This window comes from Acidocella sp., assembly GCF_036489515.1.
Classification (GTDB): domain Bacteria; phylum Pseudomonadota; class Alphaproteobacteria; order Acetobacterales; family Acetobacteraceae; genus Acidocella.
This window is the reverse complement of record NZ_DASXFO010000022.1, coordinates 1-16,639: the sequence shown is the minus strand read 5'-3', so window position 1 is coordinate 16,639 and position 16,639 is coordinate 1. Positions and strand designations below refer to the sequence as shown.

Sequence of the window (16,639 nt, the reverse complement as noted above, 5' to 3'; positions counted from 1 at the left end):
TGCTTCTTTTTGTTCACAAAAAGAAGTCTCTCTTCCTTCCGCTCATGCTTCACGGCGTCGTCAGCCGGAACTCGATCCGGCGGTTCTGCGCGTAATCGGCCGGGGTGGTGCCGGTGGCGAGTGGGTTGTTGGAGCCCATCGCCGTGGCGGCGAGGCGTTCCTGCGGCACGCCGTCCTTCACCAGCAGGTCCAGCACCGCCAGAGCGCGTGCCGAGGAGAGGTCGAAGTTCGAGTGATACGGCCCGCCGGTGATCGCCTGGGAGTCGGCATAGCCGTCGACGCTGAGGACCCAATTCACGTTCGGCGGGATTTTTTTGGAAATCTCCTGTATGGCGCTTGCCACCTGGGCGATCTCCTTCTGGCCGGCCGGGGTGATCGTCGCCCGGTCCACGGAGAACAGCACGTCGCTCTCGAACACGAAGCGGTCGCCGACGATCTTGATGTTGGGCTCGTTCGCCAGGGCGTCGCGCATCGCGTGGAAAAAGGCGCTTTGATATTGCTGCAGCTCCTCCACCTTGCGCGCCAGTGCCTCGTTCAGCTGCTGGCCGAGATCGGCGATCTGCACATTCTCCTTGGCATCGAGCGTGCGGGCGGCGTCCAGCGCCTGGTTCAGCACCGCGAGCTGCAGGCGCATGGCCGCGATCTGCTGGTTCAGCAGCGCGATCTGGTCCTGCTGCTGTTGCGTGAGCTTTTGCGACTCCGCGAGCTTGCCTTGCGTGGTGGTCAATTGCTGCTGCAGGCTGGGGCCGGCCTGGCTTTCCTGCTGCGCCAGGGTGGCCATCTGCTCCTGCAAGGCGGTGATCCGGTTGGTCGCGGAACTCGCCTGGGCCTGCGCGTCGGATAGCTGGGATTCGAGCCCGGTTTCCTTGGCGTTCAGCGCGGTGATGGTGCTGTTCGCGGTGGCGAGCTGCTGCGTCAGCCCGGTATTCGCCGTTTGCGCGGCGGCGAGCTGGGCGTTCAGCGCCGCCATCTCCTGCGCCAGGGTGGTGTCCTTGCTGGTTTCCAGTGACAGGCTCTGCGACAGGGCCGCGATCTGCTGCTGTAGCCGGGTGATGGTGTTGTCGCTGCCGGTCAGGGCCGAGGAGAGGAACGCCTCGGCCAGTACGAACACCAGCAGCACGAAAATCGTGACCATGAGCAGTGTGGACAGCGCGTCCACATAGCCCGGCCAGGCCTCCAGACCGTTGCCGTTGCGGCGTCCTCTCATGCGCGGGTTTCGTCCCGTGCCACCGCGGCGACGGTGCGGGTGAGAATTTTCAGGTCGCTGCGCAGCTCGGAGAGGCCCGCGTTGCGGCCCTGTTCGCTCTCGGTGAGGAGGCGTGTCAGCAGCAGCTCGATGTTGCGCAGATGCGCGCGGGCCACGTCATCCTGGCCGCCCTGGCGCTCGCCGAGGCGGGAGAGGGTCGGGCCCAGCGCCACCTGCGCCTCGGCCAGCTTGACCATCAGCTGCTGGTTGGTGCGCAGCGTGTCGGCCAGTGTGCTCATGCGCTCGTTCAACGCGATCAAGGCGGCATTGCCCTGGGCGCGGCCTTCCTCGCCGCGCGTCAGCACGCGCTGCAGCGAATCCATGTTCTCGGCGGTCTGCTCCAGCAGCGCCTGCACGTAGACCGGCATCGCCGTTTCGCCGTCATGGCCGATCGCACCGGTGGAGAGGCGGGTGAGCCCCGCCAGCCATTCTTCCAGCTCGTTGAAGAAGCGGTTCATCGCCTGGCCGGCGGTGAGGTCGAGAAAGCCCAGGATCAGCGCGCCGGAGAGGCCGAACATCGAGGCCGAGAAGGCGGTGCCCATGCCGTCCAGCGGTTTCGCCAGGCCCGATTTCAGCTGCGCGAACATCGCGTTCACGTCGCCGCCGGACAGGGTCATGCCGTTGATCACCGCCGCCACCGAGCTGACCGTGTGCAGCAGGCCCCAGAAGGTGCCGAGCAGGCCCAGGAAGATCATCACGCCGGTGACGTAGCGGGAGAGCTCGCGGTTCTCGTCCAGGCGGCTGGAGATGCCGTCGAGGATGGTGCGCATGGCCTGGCCGGACAAAGTGAAGCGCCGCTCGCCGTCGGCGCGGCCGTGCAGCATGCGGGCCATCGGCGCCAGCAGCACCGGCGGCGGGGCCTGTTCGAGTTTCTGGCGCGCGCGGCGGAATTCCTCGACCCACGCCACTTCAGGGGACAGCCGCTGCACCTGGCGCAGGTTCCAGAACACGCCGAAAGCCTCCACCAGCACGATGACGCTGTTGATCACCGGATTGGCCATGAAGAAGCGGGCGAGCTGGGGCGAGATCACTGCAACACCCCCGTACACGACGAGGCAGAACAGGATCATGCGGATCAGGTAACTGGTCGGCTTGGTCATGGGTTCAGCCCCGCTTGGATTTGCGTGTTGTCAGTGGCGCCACGGGGGGCGGCGCCGAGCGCCCGGGGGAAGATGTTCTGCGACGCGACCCCGCAGGCGCTAAGCACGGCGCGGACCGCCAGAGCCCGGGCCAAAGACAGGCGCATGCTGTGCGAGTTGTCTTCCGGGTCGGCTGGCGCCCGCGCGTTGATGACGATCGGGCCGGAGACCTTGCAAAACGGCGCGAGACGGGGCTGGGCGCCCGCCGGCAACGTGGCGCTGTCGGCGGCAAAGGCGATGTTGACGGGCACGGGTGGGGGCACGATGCGCGGCACGGGCGGCACGGGCGGCACGGGCGGTTTGGGGGCGGCTGGCGCCGCACGGGCGACCACCGGCACGATCACGACAGGCGGTTTTTTCGCTTCGGTCACGACGTGGCGCCTATGCCGCACTTCAGGGGTGTGGCGGACGCTCGGCGCGGCCTCGGGGGCGGTGGGGCGCGCGGCCGAAACACCGTCCAACTGCGCGAGCGCATCAGAATTCACGCTGACCTGCGCGATTGCCGCGCCCGGCAAGAATGACGCCGCCAGGATCAGGAGCAAAAAGAATTTCACCCCGGAACCATAGCGTTAACCTCTAGAGGCCGAAAGACCATCCTGCACGATCTCGAGCAACCGCGGATGCAGGTGTGGATTGGCCGCCACCACCGTGTTCGCCAGGTTATCCTTGCCCTCGGCATCGGTGGCGTAGCCGCCGGCCTCGCGCACGATCAGCATGCCGGCGGTGATGTCCCAGGGATGGATGCCGGTCTCCCAATAGCCCTCATAGCGGCCGGCGGCGACCCAGGCGAGGTCCAGAGCGGCCGAGCCGAAGCGGCGGATGCCGGCGACCTGGGGCATCAGCGTGCTCAGCGTGCGGGCGAAGGAGAGGCGGTTGGCGCCCGAGGCCTTGGCGAAGGGAATGCCGGTGGCGAATACCGCGGTGTGCATCTCGCGCCGCGCGGAGACCCGCAGGCGCTTGTCGTTGACATAGGCGCCGACACCTTTTTCCGCCCAGAACAGCTCGTTGTTCACCGGAGAATAGACCACGCCGGCGACGATTTCCGAGCCGCCATCCGGCAGCCGGCGTTCCAGGCCGATGGAGATCGCCCAGTGCGGCATGCCGTGCAGGAAGTTGGTGGTGCCGTCGAGCGGGTCGACGACCCAGCGCCAGGCCCATTTGTCGCTGCCGGAGGCGCCGCTCTCCTCCATCAGGAAGGCGTAGCCGGGGCGGGCTTTTTCCAGCTCCTCGCGCAGCGTCTGCTCGGCGCGCAGATCGGCCTGGCTGACGAAGTCGCCCGGGCCCTTCATGCTCACCTGCAGGTTCTCGACCTCGTTGAAATCGCGCAGCAGACGCTTCGCAGCCTTTTGGGCGGCGGCATGCATCACCGTCATATGCGCGGAGAGGCGTGGCATCATGGAAAAAGATTCCTAAAAATCAAGGCGGACGGGCAAGGCCCGTGCCCAGGCCGAGCACTCCCGGCCGGGGGGGAGCAGAAGATCAGTTTTTGGCGCGTTCCACGTAACTGCCGTCCTCGGTGCGGACGACCACACGCTCGCCGGCCTCGATGAAGGGCGGCACCAGCGTCTTCACGCCGTTGGAGAGTTTCGCCGGCTTGTAGGAGGAAGAGGCGGTCTGCCCCTTTACCACCGGGTCCGCCTCGACGATTTCCAGCGTCACATGCGGCGGCAGCGTCATGGAGACCGGGTCGCCTTCGACCAGCCCGACTGAGACCGCCATGTTGTCCTGCAGGAACGGGGCGGAATCGCCCAGGATGGCGACCGGAACCATGAACTGCTCGAAGGTCTCGGTGTCCATCAGCACCAGGTTGTCACCGTCGGTGTACGAATAGGTGTAGTCCTTATCCTCGGTGCTCAGCCGCTCCACGGTGTCGGCGGTGCGCCAACGCTCGTTGGTTTTGTTGCCGGTCTTGAGGTTGCGCATTTCCACCTGGATGAAGGCGCCGCCTTTGCCGGGCGTGATGATCTGTTGCTTGAGCACGGTCCAGCGGTTGCCTTCGTGTTCGATGACCTGACCGGCGCGGATGAGGTTTGCCTGCTGCTTCATAAATCTCTGCCTGGAAATGGGACTGCGGTTCGAAGCCGGGGCTTACGATGCTGCCGCTCGTTCGGCAAGTCACCGCAGTGTCATGTAAAGGAAAGCAGCCGCTTTTTGAAAAAAGCGGTTTTTTGCTCCTTCGGGCCTGAGGCGATGTCAGCGACACCGCCCATGACCCAGATTAATAAAGTTTTTTTTGCTACTTTTTGTTCACAAAAAGTAGTGCTTCCCTTTTGCTTCCCTAAAGCGGGATTTTGCCGAGGCCGCCGGGGCGGTCGAAAATATAGGTCGGCAGCGCGGTGCCGCTGATATGGCCGCGCAGGTTGGTAAGGATTTCCCGGCCGCGCTCGGGCGGCACATGGAAGCGCGCGGTGCCGGGGGCGGCGTCCAGCTGGTGTAGGTAATAAGGTTTGATGCGCATCCGCAGCATGGCGCGGAACAGATCGCCGAGGGCGGTCTCGCTGTCATTCACCCCGGCGAGCAGCACGGTCTGGCCCAGGATGGGAATGCCGCGCCGCTGCAACAGGCGTAAGCTTGCGCCCACCGCCGGGGTCAGCTCGCGCGCATGGTTGGCGTGCAGGCACAGAAAGAGCGGGGTGTCGATGTCCAGCGCCTCGGCCAGTGCCGTGGTGACGAGCGCCGGATCGGCGACCGGGGCGCGGGTGTGGATGCGCAGCACTTCAAGATGCGGGATCGACCCCAGCCGGCGCAGGATCGCGCCGAGGCGCCGGGGCGAGAGAATGAGGGGGTCGCCGCCGGTGAGGATCACCTCGCGGATGCCGGGTTGAGCCTCCAGATAGGCGTAGGCGGCTTCAAGTGCGGCATCGCTGAGCACGCCGCCATCCGGCCCGACCTGTTCGCGGCGGAAGCAGAAGCGGCAATAGACCGGGCAGGCCAGTAGCGGTTTCAGCAGCGCGCGGTCGGGATAGCGGTGCACGATGCCGGGGATGGGGGAAAGCGCCTCGTCGGCGATCGGGTCGCCGGACTCATGGGGGGCGGTGATCAGCTCCGCCGGGTCGGGGATGAACTGGCGGAAAATCGGGTCGTCTGGTGTGGCGATCAGGGCCTGCAAGGCGGGCGGCACGGCGATGGCGTAGCGCTGAGCCACCGCTTCCAGCGCCGGGCGAGCGTCCGCGCTTGCCAGACCCGCCGAGATCAGGTCTTCAACGCGGCGCAAGGTGCGGGTGGGGGACGATAAACCGTCTGGCATGAGGATCGTGTAGAATGGGAGCGTACATGTCTCAACCCTGGGAAACCCTGGCCGACCGGATGCCGATGCTGCGGCGGCGCATGTTGCTGACCCAGGCGGTGCGGTCATTCTTCGCGGCGCGCGGCTATATGGAGGTGGAGACCCCTTATGCCGTAGTGGCGCCGGGCGAGGAGGTGCATCTGCGCGCGGTGCCGGCGGGTGACAAATACCTCAACACCAGCCCGGAATTTGCCATGAAAAAACTGCTGGCGGGCGGTTGCGGGCCGATTTTCCAGTTGGCGCGGGTGTGGCGGGACGAGCCGCGCAGTTTTTCGCACGCGCCGGAGTTTACCATGTTGGAATGGTATAATCTGCGCCCCGACCTCACCGCGCTGATGGACGAGACCGAGGCGTTGCTGCGCGCCGTGCTGCCGCCGGTTTTGGTCCGCAATGGCCGGACCATCTCCTTGCAAGACTTCGAGCGCATCACCGTGGCGGAAGCGTTTTTTCGCTACGTGGGCGCGGATGTGCTGGCGACCGAGGGGGATGCCCCGGCGCTCGCCGCGGCCGCGGGCGCAAAACTGCGCGAAAGCGAGGGCTGGGAGGATCTGTTTTTTCGGCTCCTGCTGGAGCGGGTGGAGCCGGAGCTGGGGCGCGAACGCCCTTGTTTCCTCACGCACTGGCCGGCCTCGCAGGCGGCGCTGGCGCGGCGCGATCCGGCGGACCCGCGCGTCGCGGAACGGTTCGAGCTTTTCTGCGGCGGCATGGAACTGGCCAATGCTTTCGTGGAGCTGACCGATGCGGCGGAGCAGCGGGCACGCTTCCTTGAAGATCGGGCCCGCCGGCATGCGCTATATGGAGGGGAAGACTGGGCGCTGGATGAGGCGTTCCTGGCGGCCGTTGACAGGTTACCGCCCTGCGCCGGCATCGCGCTCGGTTTCGACCGCCTGGCGATGCTGGCCTGCGGCGCATCACGGATCAGTGATGTGATGTGGTTGCAGGGCTGAACTTTTCGGCGGGCTGTCTATATCTCTGTTAGTTTTTCTGGCCGTTTCACGAGGCGTTCCATGCGTCGCAACCTTTTTGTTTTTCTGTCTTTGCTGGCTTTGGCCGGATGCGCCACTGGTCCCAGCCTAAGCAGCCGCATGGCGGCCTATATCGGCGCCGATATGCCGACCCTGGTGCAGCATTTCGGCGTGCCGGATAAGCAGATCACCGTGAACGGCGTGCAGTATGTCGCCTATGAGCAGTGGCACCAGGAGATCACCCCCGGCGGCTGGTATGGGCCGTATGGCGGCCCATTCTATGGCGGGTTCTATCCGGCGTATTATGGGGGCGGCCTGGCCTCTCAGGTGATCACCTATTCCTGCGAGACGACCTTCGTGCTGAAGGAGGGCAAAGTGTCCAGTTTCACCTTGCGCGGTAACGACTGTAACTAAGAAGAAAGCGGCCGCTTTTTAAAAAAGCGGCGCAAAAATTTTTGTTATGCTGGGCCATGGGCTGTGTCGGCGACAACGCCTATGGCCCAGGTTAACAAAGTTTTTTTGCTACTTTTTGTTCACAAAAAGTAGTCTTACTTTCCTTTGCTCTCTTCCGCCTGGCGGATGGCGCGCAGCATTGCCTGCACGCCTGATGCGGGGCCGTCGGGGTGGCTCCAGACCGCGCCGACCACGGCCAGGAATTCCGCGCCGGCATGGACGAGCGGCGCGCAGTTCGTCGCGGTGATGCCGCCGATGGCGACGCAGGGAATTTCCATCACCTCGGCCCAGAGGCGCAGTGTTTCGATGTCCGCCATTTCCGGCGGTTCCTTGGTGGCGGTGGGGAAGAACGCGCCGAAGGCGACATAGTCGACGCCGGCCTCGCCGGCTTCCATCGCCAGGTGCCGGGAGTTGTGGCAGGTCACGCCCATGGTCAGGTCGCCGAGGATTTTGCGCGCCTGGGTGGCCGGCGTGTCGGTCTGGCCGACATGGGCGCCGTCGCAGCCGAGTTTGACCGCGAGATCGGGGCGGTCGTTGAGCAGGAACGACACATCGCGGCTCTGCACGACGGGGCGCAGCCGGTCGATGGTTTTCTGCAGCACGTTGTCGGGCACGTCTTTGAGCCGCAGTTGCACGGCGGCGACATCGCCGGCATCGAGCGCTGCGGCCAGCTGGTCCTCGAACTTATCCGGCAGGATCGGCGGCGTGATAAGATAAAGCCTGCAATTCGCCTGAGCCACCAGAGTATCCGTATTTTAAAGTTAAGGGGTCCGGGGCGGAGAGGCCCAAGGTTCCATCGGTGCGTAGCGCCGATGGAATGGCCTCGGAGGGCTCACGGCCCCGGCGGGGTAGAGGGGCAGAGCCCCTCCACTTACTTTCTTACTTGCCTTGATAAATCGAGATGATTTTTTCGAGCATGGCGAGGGCCTCCTCGCGTGGGCGCTGGAAGGTGTTGCGGCCGATGATGGAGCCGTTGGCGCCACCGTCGCGCAAGCCACGCACTTCCTCGTACAGCCCGTCCAGGCCCTTGGCTTCACCGCCGGAGAACACGACGATGCGGCGGCCGCCGAAGCAGGACTGCACGACGTGCTGCACGCGCTTGGCCATAGTCGAGCCGTCGATGTTGGCGTAGCTCTTTTTCGCAGCTTCCAGCGAGATCACCGCGGTCGGCGGCTTCACCTTGATGATGTGGGCGCCGAGCAGTGCTGCCATATGCGCGGCATAGGCGCAGATGTCGAAGGCGGTCTCGCCGGCTTTGTCGAGGTTGGGGCCGCGCGGATAGGACCAGATGACGACGGCCAGGCCCGCGGATTTGGCCTCCTCGGCCATTTCGCGGATTTCCTCCATCATGTCGAAGGCGAATTCGCTGCCCGGATAGATGGTAAAGCCGATCGCCGAGCAGCCGAGGCGCAACGCGTCATTCACCGAGCCGGTGAGGGCCTGGTTCTTCTCGGTGGCGAGTGAATTGGCGGAGTTGACCTTGAGGATGGTGGGGATCGCGCCGGCGAAGCTGTCGGCGCCGGCCTCGATCATGCCGAGCGGGGCGGCATAGGCGGAGAGGCCGGCATCGACGGCGAGCTGGAAATGGTAATGCGGGTCGTAGGCGGCGGGGTTGGGCGCGAAAGAGCGGGCCGGACCATGTTCGAACCCTTGGTCGACGGGGAGAATCACCAGCTTGCCGGTGCCGCCCAGCTTGCCCGCCATCAGGATCCGCGCGAGGTTGGTTTTGGTGCCGGGATTGTCGCTTTCATAATGCGACAGAATCTTTTTAACCTGCTCCGTGATGTGCATGTCACCTCTCTGTGAGAACCAAGATCGGTGTAACCCAAGGCTGTGCGCGTGTCATCCGTCGAGCCAAGCCCGCAGGCGGTAAAACGCGCCGGGCGCCGCCAGATCGAGCGCCGGCGGGGCTTGATATAGCACAATCGCACCCTGCGCGGCGGCGATTTCGGCCACCGTCGTGAAGCTGGGCTGGGGGCGGAGGATGATCCCGTGCAGGCCGAGCCGCAAGGCCTCCAAAGCGCGGCCGGCGGCGTCATCGCAGTCCAAAAAGCTGATTTCTGAGGCGCCGGCAGCATCGATCAGCAGCTTCCACCACAGGCAACCGGCCTGGGACGCAGCGCCCGGGGCGGAGAGCAGGGTGACGGGGCGTTGCAGCCCAAGGACGTGCCGCGCCTGGTGCAGATCATAAATAATTACGGAAGGTGAGATCTCTGTCATGTTCTCTAACTTGACCTGCCAACGCTGTGTCGGCTTCAATAGACGCTATGCCCGAGTCTGAATCCGAAGACGACATCCTGGACCGCATCGAGGTCGCACTGCGTCGGATCGCCGGCGCCGTTCAGACCCCGAAGCCGGGCGGGCGGGAGATCGACCGGGACGCGCTGGCCCATTCGCTGGACATGCTGATTACGCGGCTGCGCGCGGGGCTGGAACCGGCCAAGCCGGATGATCACGTTACGGAGTAGACGCCATGGCGCAAGTGACGATCCGGATCAATGGCTATGCTTACACGGTCGGCTGCGAGGATGGGCAGGAGCCGCATCTGGAACAGATGGCGGCCGAGATCGAGCAGCGCATCACCAGCATCAAGTCGATCGGCGGCCAGTCCGGCGAGGCGCGGCTGCTGATGCTGGCATCGCTGCTGCTGGCTGACGAGTTGCACGACCTGCGCAGCGGCGAGAAAGCAAAAGCGGTGCCGGCGCCCAACGACAGTGAGCGGCGCGCAAAGCTGCGCCGCGTCGCCGCGCGCGCGGAAGAGATTGCAGCCGACCTCACGGACGCCTAAACAAGATTTGGAGCTGCCCGGTTCGTCAGGCAAATCATCCCCAGGGCCGTAAGCATCTCCCTCGGGAGCTGGCTCTGCCCGGTCCATTGGCCCGGGTAACTGGCGCCCACCTGCACAAGCAGGCCTTGGGAGGATGTAAACGCCAACGGCCAGGGTGGCTCCACACACAATTCTCGTAAGGGAAAGCGGCCGCTTTTTGAAAAAAGCGGCGCAAAAACTTTTGTTATGCTGGGCTATGGGTGTTGTCGCTGACAACGCCAGCATAACAAAAAGCCATCCTTAGGCCATGACCACGTAGGGTCCGGACATTTCAGTCAGGACATAGCCTTGGCGCTGGTACCAGGCGAAAGCCGGGCTGTTTTTGATCGCGGTCAGGCGGATCTGTTGGTTGCGCGCCAGGGCTTCGGCCTGGATCTGGAGCAGCATTGATTTCGCGATGCCCAGGCCCTGAATCTCGGGGTGCATCAGCAGCGCTTTCAGATGGAGACGGTCGTCAGCCTCTTCCAGGATCAGGAGGCCTCCATCCTCGCCGTTGATCTGGATGATGTGATGGGTCGCGGGGTCGAGGCGTGCGCTGACTTCGGCGCGCTGCGCGGCTTCATCCCATGTGCCTGCTTCGGCCTCGATCAGGGGGCGCAACGTGATTTCGGTGAGCTGATAAATCAGCTCGTGGTCGTCCGGGGTGACCGCACGCAGGGAAATATTCATGGGGGCGTTTTAAAGAAAGAAGCCGCTTTTTGAAAAAAGCGGCGCAAAAACTTTTGGTGATGCTGGGCCATGGGCGTTGGCGCTGACAACGCCCATGGCCCAAAGTAGCAAAGTTTTTTTGCTACTTTTTGTTCACAAAAAGTAGCCTTCCTTTTGCCTATAACCCTGCGAGCGCGCGGAATTCATCTTCGCTGAGAATTCTCAACCCCAGTTCGCGGGCCTTTTTCTCCTTCGATCCGGCATCCGCGCCGACCACCACGAAATCGGTTTTTTTCGACACCGACTCGGTGACCTTGGCGCCGAGGGATTCGGCGCGCGCCTTGGCCTCGGGGCGGGCCATGCTGAGCGTGCCGGTGAAGACGATGGTTTTGCCCGAAAACTCCGAATCGGCGGCGGTGGCATTCACCGCATCCTCGATGGTGAGAAAGGATTCGAGCTCGGCCAGCGTGTCGAGATTGTGCGCTTCCATGAAGAAGGCGGCGAGGTCGGTGGCGATGGCCGGGCCGATGCCGGAGATGGAGCCAAGCTCCAGCCGCTCGTCGGAGCCGATCAGCGTGGCCGCCGCCATGCTCGCCCGCCAGTTGGCGTAGGAGCCGTAATGCCGGGCCAGCAGTTTCGCGTTGTTCTCGCCGACCCGGCGGATGCCGAGCGCGAAAATGAAGCGCGGCAGGGAAATGGTTCGTTTGGCCTCGATCGCGGCCGAGAGTTTGGCCGCCGACACCGGCCCCCAGCCTTCGCGCTTCGCGATTTCGGCTTCATGCTCGGGCAGGCGAAAAATATCCGGGGCGGATTTGAGCAGCCCGTCGGCGAAAAACTCCAAGATGGTCTTTTCGCCCATGCCGTCGATGTCGAAGGCGCCGCGTGAGCAAAAGTGGATCAGCCGTTCGGTTACCTGGGCCGGGCAGATGAGGCCGCCGGTGCAGCGGCGCACGGCCTCGTCGGTGTCACGCACGGCGAGGCTGCCGCAGGCCGGGCAATGGGTGGGGAAGACGAAGGGCACGGTATCCGCGCCGCGCTGCAGCAGCCTAAGGATCTGCGGGATTACGTCGCCGGCGCGCTGCAGCTCCACCGTGTCGCCGATGCGCACATCCTTGCGGGCGATCTCGTCCTCGTTGTGCAGCGTGGCGTATTGCACCAGCACGCCGCCGACATTGACCGGGGCCAGGCGGGCGCGCGGGGTGAGGGCGCCGGTGCGGCCGACCTGAATTTCGATCGCCTCAAGCACTGTGCTGGCGCGCTCGGCGGGGAATTTCCAGGCGGTGGCCCAGCGCGGCGCGCGGCCGACGAAGCCAAGCCGCGTCTGCAGCGCGAGGTCGTTGATTTTATAGACCACGCCGTCGATGTCGTAGGGCAGGGTGGCGCGCTCCAGGCCGATCTGCGCTTGAAACGCTTCTGCGCCGCTCTCGGCGATTTTTTGCGAGAGCGGGTTCACCTCGAACCCCCAGGTTTCGAGCGTCTGCAGGTACTCCCAATGGGTTTTGGCGACGGGGGTGGCGGTCTCGCCCTGGGCGTAGGCGAAGAGCGAAAGTTTGCGCTTGGCGGTGATCGATGGGTCGAGCTGGCGCAGCGAGCCGGCGGCGGCGTTGCGCGGGTTGGCGAATTTGCGCTCCTGGGAGTCGTTCAGCGCCAGGAAATCCGCCTTGGTCATGTACACCTCGCCGCGGATTTCGATGCGCGAAGGGGCGGAGGCGGGCAGGGCACGGGGCAGGTTTTGCAGCGTCAGCAGGTTTTGCGTGACGTCCTCGCCCTCGGTGCCGTCGCCGCGCGTGGCAGCGCGGACGAATTTCTGGTCCTCATAGGTCATCGAGATCGACAGCCCGTCAATCTTCGGCTCGGCGACGAACTCCAGCGGCGCTTCGTCCAGGCCGAGGAAGCGGCGGATGCGGGCGCAGAATTCGGCGAACTCTTCCGCCGCGAACACGTTGTCGAGCGAGAGCATCGGCACCGCGTGCAGGACTTTTTTGAAGCCGGCGGATGGCTTGGCGCCGACCCTGGCGAGGGCCAAAGCCGCCGCGGCCAGTTCGGGGTGGGCGGTGAGCAGCGCCTCGGCCTCGCGACGCAGCGCGTCATACTCCGCATCCGTCATCAGCGGGGCGTCTTGGGTGTGATAGGCAGCGTCGGCGGCTTTGATGCGCGCCAGCAGCGCGTCGAGACGGGTCTTTGTAGTCATGGGACCAGATATCAGGCTGCGGTGGTGATGTTCAATCGCACAGGCCAACAAGGTTAAAAAAGCGCAGGGAAGGCTACTTTTTGTGAACAAAAAGAAGCAAAAAAACTTTATTATGCTGGGCCATGGGCGTTGTCCCCGACAACGCCCATGGCCCAGCATAATAAAAATTTTGCGCCGCTTTTTTTAAAAGCGGCTGCTTTCCTTTATACCGCCAGCAGGCTGGAGGCAGCGTCGCGGGCGGCGTCGGTGATGGTTTCGCCGGCCAGCATGCGGGCGATTTCCTCGCGGCGCTCGGCGGCGTTCAGGGTCTCCACGGCGGTCACTGCGCGCTCGCCGGTGACGCGCTTGGCGACGCGGAGTTGCGCCTGGCCGCGTGCGGCGACCTGCGGGGAGTGGGTGACGACCAGCACCTGCACGGCTTCTGCCACCCGGGCGAGGCGTTCGCCGACCGCGGCGGCGGTAGCGCCGCCGATGCCGGAATCGACCTCGTCGAAGATCAGCGTCTCGACCGCGGCGCCGCCGCTTAAGACCACTTTGAGCCCGAGCATGAGCCGCGAGAGCTCGCCGCCCGAGGCGATCCGGTCGAGCGCGCCGGGCGGCTCGCCGGGATTGGTGGCGATGAGGAATTTGATGCCGTCGGCACCGCGCGGCCCCCAGTTGGGTTCCGGGAGCATGGTGCGTTCGACGAAGAAGCGGGCGCGTTCCAGTTTGAGCGGCGGCAGTTCCGTCGCCAGCGCCTGCATCAGCGCCGCACCGGCCTGCTCTCGCAGGGTTGAGAGTGCGGCGGCGGCCTCGACATAGGCGGCGCGGCGGGCGGCGGCCTCGCGGGTGAGGGTGGCGATGTCGGCAGCGCCGCTCTCCAACGCGGCCAGCCGGTTGCGCAATTCGGCGAGGAAGGAGGGCAGCTCGGAGACCGGCACGCCGTGTTTGCGGGCGGCGGCGCGGAGCGCGAACAGCCGTTCCTCGGTCGCCTCCAGCGCGCGCGGGTCATCCTCGGCCTCGGCGGCGAGGCGGTGCAGCAGGTCGTCGGCCTCGGCGAGGGCTTCTTCGGCGCGCTCGATCGCCGCCATCGCGTCGGCGGCGGGGTGGGTTTCCTCGCCCGGCGTGGCGAGCTTGGCCAGCGCCCGGGCGGCGGCGCGGAGGTGCGCGGCGGGGCCGGAGGCGCGGCGATCCTTGGGCGTGAGTTCGGCGAGGGCGGCGGCGATCGCCTCGGCCCGCCGCTCGCCCGATTGCAGGCGCTGCCGCTCGCTCGCCAGCGTCTCTTCCTCGTCGGGGCGCGGGTTCAGCCGGGAGAGTTCGTCCACCGCGTGGCGCAGAAAATCTTCTTCGCGCGCGGCGTCCTCGATCTTCTGCTCGGCGGCTTTTAAGCGTGCGGCCACGTCGCGCCAGGTTTTGTGTGCGGCGGCGGTGGCGGCGCGGGTCTCGGCGGGCACGCCGAAGGCGTCCAGCAGGGCCATGTGGTTGGTGGGATCGGCGAGGCCGACTTGCTCGTGCTGGCCCTGCACCTCGATGAGCAGGGCGCTGAGCGTGCGCAGGAACGACACGCTGACAGGCTGGTCGTTGACCAAAGCGCGGGAGCGGCCGTCACGGTTGACGATGCGGCGGAGGAAAATATCCGGTCCGGAGGCGAGCCCGTGCTCTCTAAGAAGGCCTAGCGCGGGGTGCATCGAGGCGACGGAAAAGGCCGCGGCCACCACCGCCTGTTCGGCGCTGGAGCGGATCAGCCCGGCATCGGCGCGCGCGCCCAAAGCCAGGCCGAGGCTGTCGAGCAGGATCGATTTTCCCGCACCGGTCTCGCCGGTCAGCGTCGTCAGTCCGGGGCCGAAAGAGAGGTCCAGCCGCTCGATCAGCACGACGTCGCGGATCGAGAGGCTGTTCAGCATGGAAGGCTAGAACAGCCCATGGGATTGGTGCGACGTGGTGGCGGCGGTCTTCTGCACCAGCCCATGCGCCCTCAGCTTGGCATAGGCGGTCTGGTACCAGCTGCTGCCCGGATAGTTGTAGCCGAGCACCGAGGCGGTGCGCTGCGCGGAGTCGGTCAGGCCGAGATCGAGATAGCATTCGACCAGACGTTCCAGCGCCTCCGGGGTGTAGGTGGTGGTCTGGAAGCTGGTGATCACGTCCTGGTAGCGGCCGATCGCGGCGGCATACAGATGCTGCTTCTCGTAGTAGCGGCCGATCACCATGTCATGCCCAGCTAGACGGTTCTGCGCCAGGCGCAGCTTGATGAGTGCGTCGCGGGCGTAGGCGCTGTTGGGGAAGCGGGTGGTGACGTCGGTCAGCGCCTGGATCGCCTCGTATGTGGTGGTCTGGTCACGCTGCACGTCGTCGATCTGCTCATAATAGCAGAGCGACTTCAGGTAGTAGGCGTAGGCGACGTCCTGGTTTTCCGGGTGCAGGGCGATGTAGCGGTTCAACGAGCTCAGGGCGTCGTCGTAATCCTGCTGCTTGTACTGGGCATAGCCGGCGAGCAGCTGGGCGTGCGTGGCCCAGCTGGAATAGGGGTAGTTTTCCTCGACCTGGTCGAAGGCGGTGACCGCCTGGGAGTATTCCTCCTTCTGGATATGCTCGACCCCTTGCTGGTAGAGGACGTCAGCCGGCGGCAGGACGGCAGCGGCACCTGCGTGTGGGTTGTGGCCGCCGCCGCTGGAGGCGCAGCCAGCCAGCCCTATGAACAGGGCGAGCATCGACGAACGGGCGAAGCCGGAGGAAAATTTTGTCATTGCGACAGGCTTATAGCAGCTAAAATGCGCCTGCGAAGCGGGCGCATGCGCGCCGCAACCGGCCCGCCATCCGGCGCACGGTTTTTTCGTCGGCGCGCCGTGCAACGCGCGCAAATGCTTGACTTCCAGGGGCAGAAGACTAAGACACCGGGCATTCACTTCACCGGACATCCCCGCAGGCTTGTTGGGGGTGCTCTAGCCGTTGCCCGCGACTCGGGTGGCGCATACCAAACGGGCCTCCCGCCCCAGGACATATACAGCCACATGGCTTCTTCCAATCTCCGCCATTCCGATGCCCCCGCCTATTCGGGCGCCGATGATTTTGCCGCTCTCCTGGATTCCTCACTCGGCGCCAATGCCGGGTTCGAAGGTTCCGTTGTCTCCGGAAAGGTTCTCCGGATCGATGACGATTTCGTGATCGTCGACGTTGGGCTGAAGAGCGAGGGGCGCGTGCCGCTGCGCGAGTTCGCCCCCGTCGGCGCCAAGCCGGAAGTCGCCATCGGCGATATTTTTGACCTCTATATCGAGCGTTACGAAGACAAAGACGGCTCGATGGTGCTGTCGCGCGAAAAGGCGCGGCGCGAGGAGAGCTGGACCCAGCTCGAGAAGGCATTCGAGGCGCAGACCCGCGTCAACGGCGTGATCCATGGCCGCGTCAAGGGCGGGTTCACCGTTGATCTCGGCGGCGCCACCGCGTTCCTGCCGGGCAGCCAGGTCGATATTCGTCCGGTCCGCGATGTCGGCCCGCTGATGGGCATGTCGCAGCCGTTCCAGATCCTGAAAATGGACCGCGCCCGTGGCAACATCGTCGTCTCGCGCCGCGCAGTGCTGGAAGAGACCCGCGCTGAGCAGCGCTCCGAGCTGATCCTTGGCCTCAAGGAAGGCCAGATCCTCGACGGCGTGGTGAAGAACATCACCGATTACGGCGCGTTCGTGGACCTCGGCGGCGTCGACGGCCTGCTGCACGTCACCGACATCGCCTGGAAGCGTATCAACCACCCGGCCGAGGCCCTGGTCATCGGCCAGCCGGTCAAGGTGCAGGTCATCCGCTTCAATGCCGACACGCAGCGCATCTCGCTGGGCATGAAGCAGCTCGAGGCCGATCCGTGGGAAGGCGTGGACGCCAAGTACCCGCCGGGCATCAAGGCCTCCGGTCGCGTC

At 65.1% G+C, this 16,639-nt stretch carries 18 protein-coding genes and 1 other RNA gene; 6 read left to right on the top strand and 13 right to left on the bottom strand.

Annotated elements, in window-relative coordinates; translation table 11 throughout:
- Positions 1-49: 49 nt before the first annotated feature.
- The 6 genes from VGG47_RS03215 to VGG47_RS03190 form a co-directional block, all read right to left on the bottom strand.
- Positions 50-1,207 carry a peptidoglycan-binding protein gene (locus VGG47_RS03215; RefSeq protein WP_331535424.1) on the bottom strand — a complete coding sequence of 386 codons (1,158 nt, stop codon included), beginning with the start codon at positions 1,205-1,207 and terminating at the stop codon, positions 50-52.
- Positions 1,204-2,346 (bottom strand): flagellar motor protein MotA, encoded by a 1,143-nt coding sequence (locus VGG47_RS03210; RefSeq protein WP_331535423.1) that lies wholly within the window; start codon positions 2,344-2,346, stop codon positions 1,204-1,206. Before VGG47_RS03210 ends, VGG47_RS03215 begins: the two co-directional genes overlap by 4 nt.
- Complete coding sequence (locus VGG47_RS03205) at positions 2,343-2,939, bottom strand: hypothetical protein (RefSeq protein ID WP_331535422.1); 597 nt, start codon at positions 2,937-2,939, stop codon at positions 2,343-2,345. The genes VGG47_RS03210 and VGG47_RS03205 overlap by 4 nt, the downstream gene beginning before the upstream one ends.
- Positions 2,940-2,954: 15 nt before the next feature.
- A complete protein-coding gene (locus tag VGG47_RS03200; protein ID WP_331535421.1) occupies positions 2,955-3,782 on the bottom strand; it encodes an inositol monophosphatase family protein in 828 nt (275 codons plus the stop codon).
- A gap of 82 nt (positions 3,783-3,864) precedes the next feature.
- Positions 3,865-4,431 (bottom strand): elongation factor P, encoded by a 567-nt coding sequence (gene efp, locus VGG47_RS03195; protein ID WP_331535420.1) that lies wholly within the window; start codon positions 4,429-4,431, stop codon positions 3,865-3,867.
- Between the two features lie 232 nt (positions 4,432-4,663).
- A complete protein-coding gene (locus VGG47_RS03190; protein ID WP_331535419.1) occupies positions 4,664-5,632 on the bottom strand; it encodes a lysine-2,3-aminomutase-like protein in 969 nt (322 codons plus the stop codon).
- A gap of 26 nt (positions 5,633-5,658) precedes the next feature.
- On the opposite strand from VGG47_RS03190, the gene epmA reads away from it, so the two are divergent.
- Both epmA and VGG47_RS03180 read left to right on the top strand, forming a co-directional pair.
- A complete protein-coding gene (epmA, locus tag VGG47_RS03185) occupies positions 5,659-6,618 on the top strand; it encodes an EF-P lysine aminoacylase EpmA (protein ID WP_331535418.1) in 960 nt (319 codons plus the stop codon).
- 138 nt (positions 6,619-6,756) lie between these two features.
- Positions 6,757-7,050 carry a hypothetical protein gene (locus tag VGG47_RS03180; protein WP_331535417.1) on the top strand — a complete coding sequence of 98 codons (294 nt, stop codon included), beginning with the start codon at positions 6,757-6,759 and terminating at the stop codon, positions 7,048-7,050.
- Positions 7,051-7,184: 134 nt separating this feature from the next.
- Here the strand turns inward: VGG47_RS03180 and thiE are convergent, their stop codons facing one another.
- From thiE to VGG47_RS03165, 3 genes are all read right to left on the bottom strand, one after another.
- Positions 7,185-7,829, bottom strand: coding sequence for a thiamine phosphate synthase (thiE, locus tag VGG47_RS03175; protein WP_331535416.1), 645 nt, complete (start codon positions 7,827-7,829; stop codon positions 7,185-7,187).
- A gap of 139 nt (positions 7,830-7,968) precedes the next feature.
- The gene (locus VGG47_RS03170; protein WP_331535415.1) at positions 7,969-8,880 is read right to left on the bottom strand and encodes a class I fructose-bisphosphate aldolase; all 912 of its coding nucleotides are present in this window, start codon (positions 8,878-8,880) and stop codon (positions 7,969-7,971) included.
- A gap of 51 nt (positions 8,881-8,931) precedes the next feature.
- The gene (locus VGG47_RS03165) at positions 8,932-9,309 is read right to left on the bottom strand and encodes a hypothetical protein (RefSeq protein WP_331535414.1); all 378 of its coding nucleotides are present in this window, start codon (positions 9,307-9,309) and stop codon (positions 8,932-8,934) included.
- 47 nt (positions 9,310-9,356) lie between these two features.
- Between VGG47_RS03165 and VGG47_RS03160 the strand changes: the two genes are divergently transcribed.
- The 3 genes from VGG47_RS03160 (at position 9,357) to ssrS (ending at position 10,042) form a co-directional block, all read left to right on the top strand.
- Complete coding sequence (locus VGG47_RS03160; protein WP_331535413.1) at positions 9,357-9,557, top strand: hypothetical protein; 201 nt, start codon at positions 9,357-9,359, stop codon at positions 9,555-9,557.
- Between the two features lie 5 nt (positions 9,558-9,562).
- The gene (locus VGG47_RS03155; protein ID WP_331535412.1) at positions 9,563-9,877 is read left to right on the top strand and encodes a cell division protein ZapA; all 315 of its coding nucleotides are present in this window, start codon (positions 9,563-9,565) and stop codon (positions 9,875-9,877) included.
- 7 nt (positions 9,878-9,884) lie between these two features.
- A non-coding RNA gene (ssrS, locus tag VGG47_RS03150) (6S RNA) lies at positions 9,885-10,042 on the top strand.
- A gap of 114 nt (positions 10,043-10,156) precedes the next feature.
- Here the strand turns inward: ssrS and VGG47_RS03145 are convergent.
- From VGG47_RS03145 to VGG47_RS03130, 4 genes are all read right to left on the bottom strand, one after another.
- Positions 10,157-10,585 carry a GNAT family N-acetyltransferase gene (locus VGG47_RS03145; RefSeq protein WP_331535411.1) on the bottom strand — a complete coding sequence of 143 codons (429 nt, stop codon included), beginning with the start codon at positions 10,583-10,585 and terminating at the stop codon, positions 10,157-10,159.
- A gap of 157 nt (positions 10,586-10,742) precedes the next feature.
- Entirely contained in the window at positions 10,743-12,755 is a 2,013-nt protein-coding gene (ligA, locus tag VGG47_RS03140; RefSeq protein WP_331535410.1) for an NAD-dependent DNA ligase LigA, read from the bottom strand.
- A gap of 203 nt (positions 12,756-12,958) precedes the next feature.
- Positions 12,959-14,638, bottom strand: coding sequence for a DNA repair protein RecN (gene recN, locus VGG47_RS03135; protein WP_331535409.1), 1,680 nt, complete (start codon positions 14,636-14,638; stop codon positions 12,959-12,961).
- Between the two features lie 6 nt (positions 14,639-14,644).
- A complete protein-coding gene (locus VGG47_RS03130; RefSeq protein ID WP_331535408.1) occupies positions 14,645-15,478 on the bottom strand; it encodes an outer membrane protein assembly factor BamD in 834 nt (277 codons plus the stop codon).
- 264 nt (positions 15,479-15,742) lie between these two features.
- On the opposite strand from VGG47_RS03130, the gene VGG47_RS03125 reads away from it, so the two are divergent.
- Positions 15,743-16,639 (top strand): S1 RNA-binding domain-containing protein (locus VGG47_RS03125; RefSeq protein ID WP_331535407.1); only part of this gene is annotated, 897 nt, incomplete at its 3' end.

Bases quoted from the DNA above. Each gene is read 5' to 3' on its own strand.
- VGG47_RS03215 (WP_331535424.1), bottom strand. From the start codon at position 1,207: ATGAGAGGACGCCGCAACGGCAACGGTCTGGAGGCCTGGCCGGGCTAT.
- VGG47_RS03210 (WP_331535423.1), bottom strand. From the start codon at position 2,346: ATGACCAAGCCGACCAGTTACCTGATCCGCATGATCCTGTTCTGCCTC.
- VGG47_RS03200 (WP_331535421.1), bottom strand. From the start codon at position 3,782: ATGATGCCACGCCTCTCCGCGCATATGACGGTGATGCATGCCGCCGCC.
- efp (WP_331535420.1), bottom strand. From the start codon at position 4,431: ATGAAGCAGCAGGCAAACCTCATCCGCGCCGGTCAGGTCATCGAACAC.
- VGG47_RS03190 (WP_331535419.1), bottom strand. From the start codon at position 5,632: ATGCCAGACGGTTTATCGTCCCCCACCCGCACCTTGCGCCGCGTTGAA.
- epmA (WP_331535418.1), top strand. From the start codon at position 5,659: ATGTCTCAACCCTGGGAAACCCTGGCCGACCGGATGCCGATGCTGCGG.
- VGG47_RS03180 (WP_331535417.1), top strand. From the start codon at position 6,757: ATGGCGGCCTATATCGGCGCCGATATGCCGACCCTGGTGCAGCATTTC.
- VGG47_RS03170 (WP_331535415.1), bottom strand. From the start codon at position 8,880: ATGCACATCACGGAGCAGGTTAAAAAGATTCTGTCGCATTATGAAAGC.
- VGG47_RS03165 (WP_331535414.1), bottom strand. From the start codon at position 9,309: ATGACAGAGATCTCACCTTCCGTAATTATTTATGATCTGCACCAGGCG.
- VGG47_RS03160 (WP_331535413.1), top strand. From the start codon at position 9,357: ATGCCCGAGTCTGAATCCGAAGACGACATCCTGGACCGCATCGAGGTC.
- VGG47_RS03155 (WP_331535412.1), top strand. From the start codon at position 9,563: ATGGCGCAAGTGACGATCCGGATCAATGGCTATGCTTACACGGTCGGC.
- VGG47_RS03145 (WP_331535411.1), bottom strand. From the start codon at position 10,585: ATGAATATTTCCCTGCGTGCGGTCACCCCGGACGACCACGAGCTGATT.
- ligA (WP_331535410.1), bottom strand. From the start codon at position 12,755: ATGACTACAAAGACCCGTCTCGACGCGCTGCTGGCGCGCATCAAAGCC.
- recN (WP_331535409.1), bottom strand. From the start codon at position 14,638: ATGCTGAACAGCCTCTCGATCCGCGACGTCGTGCTGATCGAGCGGCTG.
- VGG47_RS03130 (WP_331535408.1), bottom strand. From the start codon at position 15,478: ATGACAAAATTTTCCTCCGGCTTCGCCCGTTCGTCGATGCTCGCCCTG.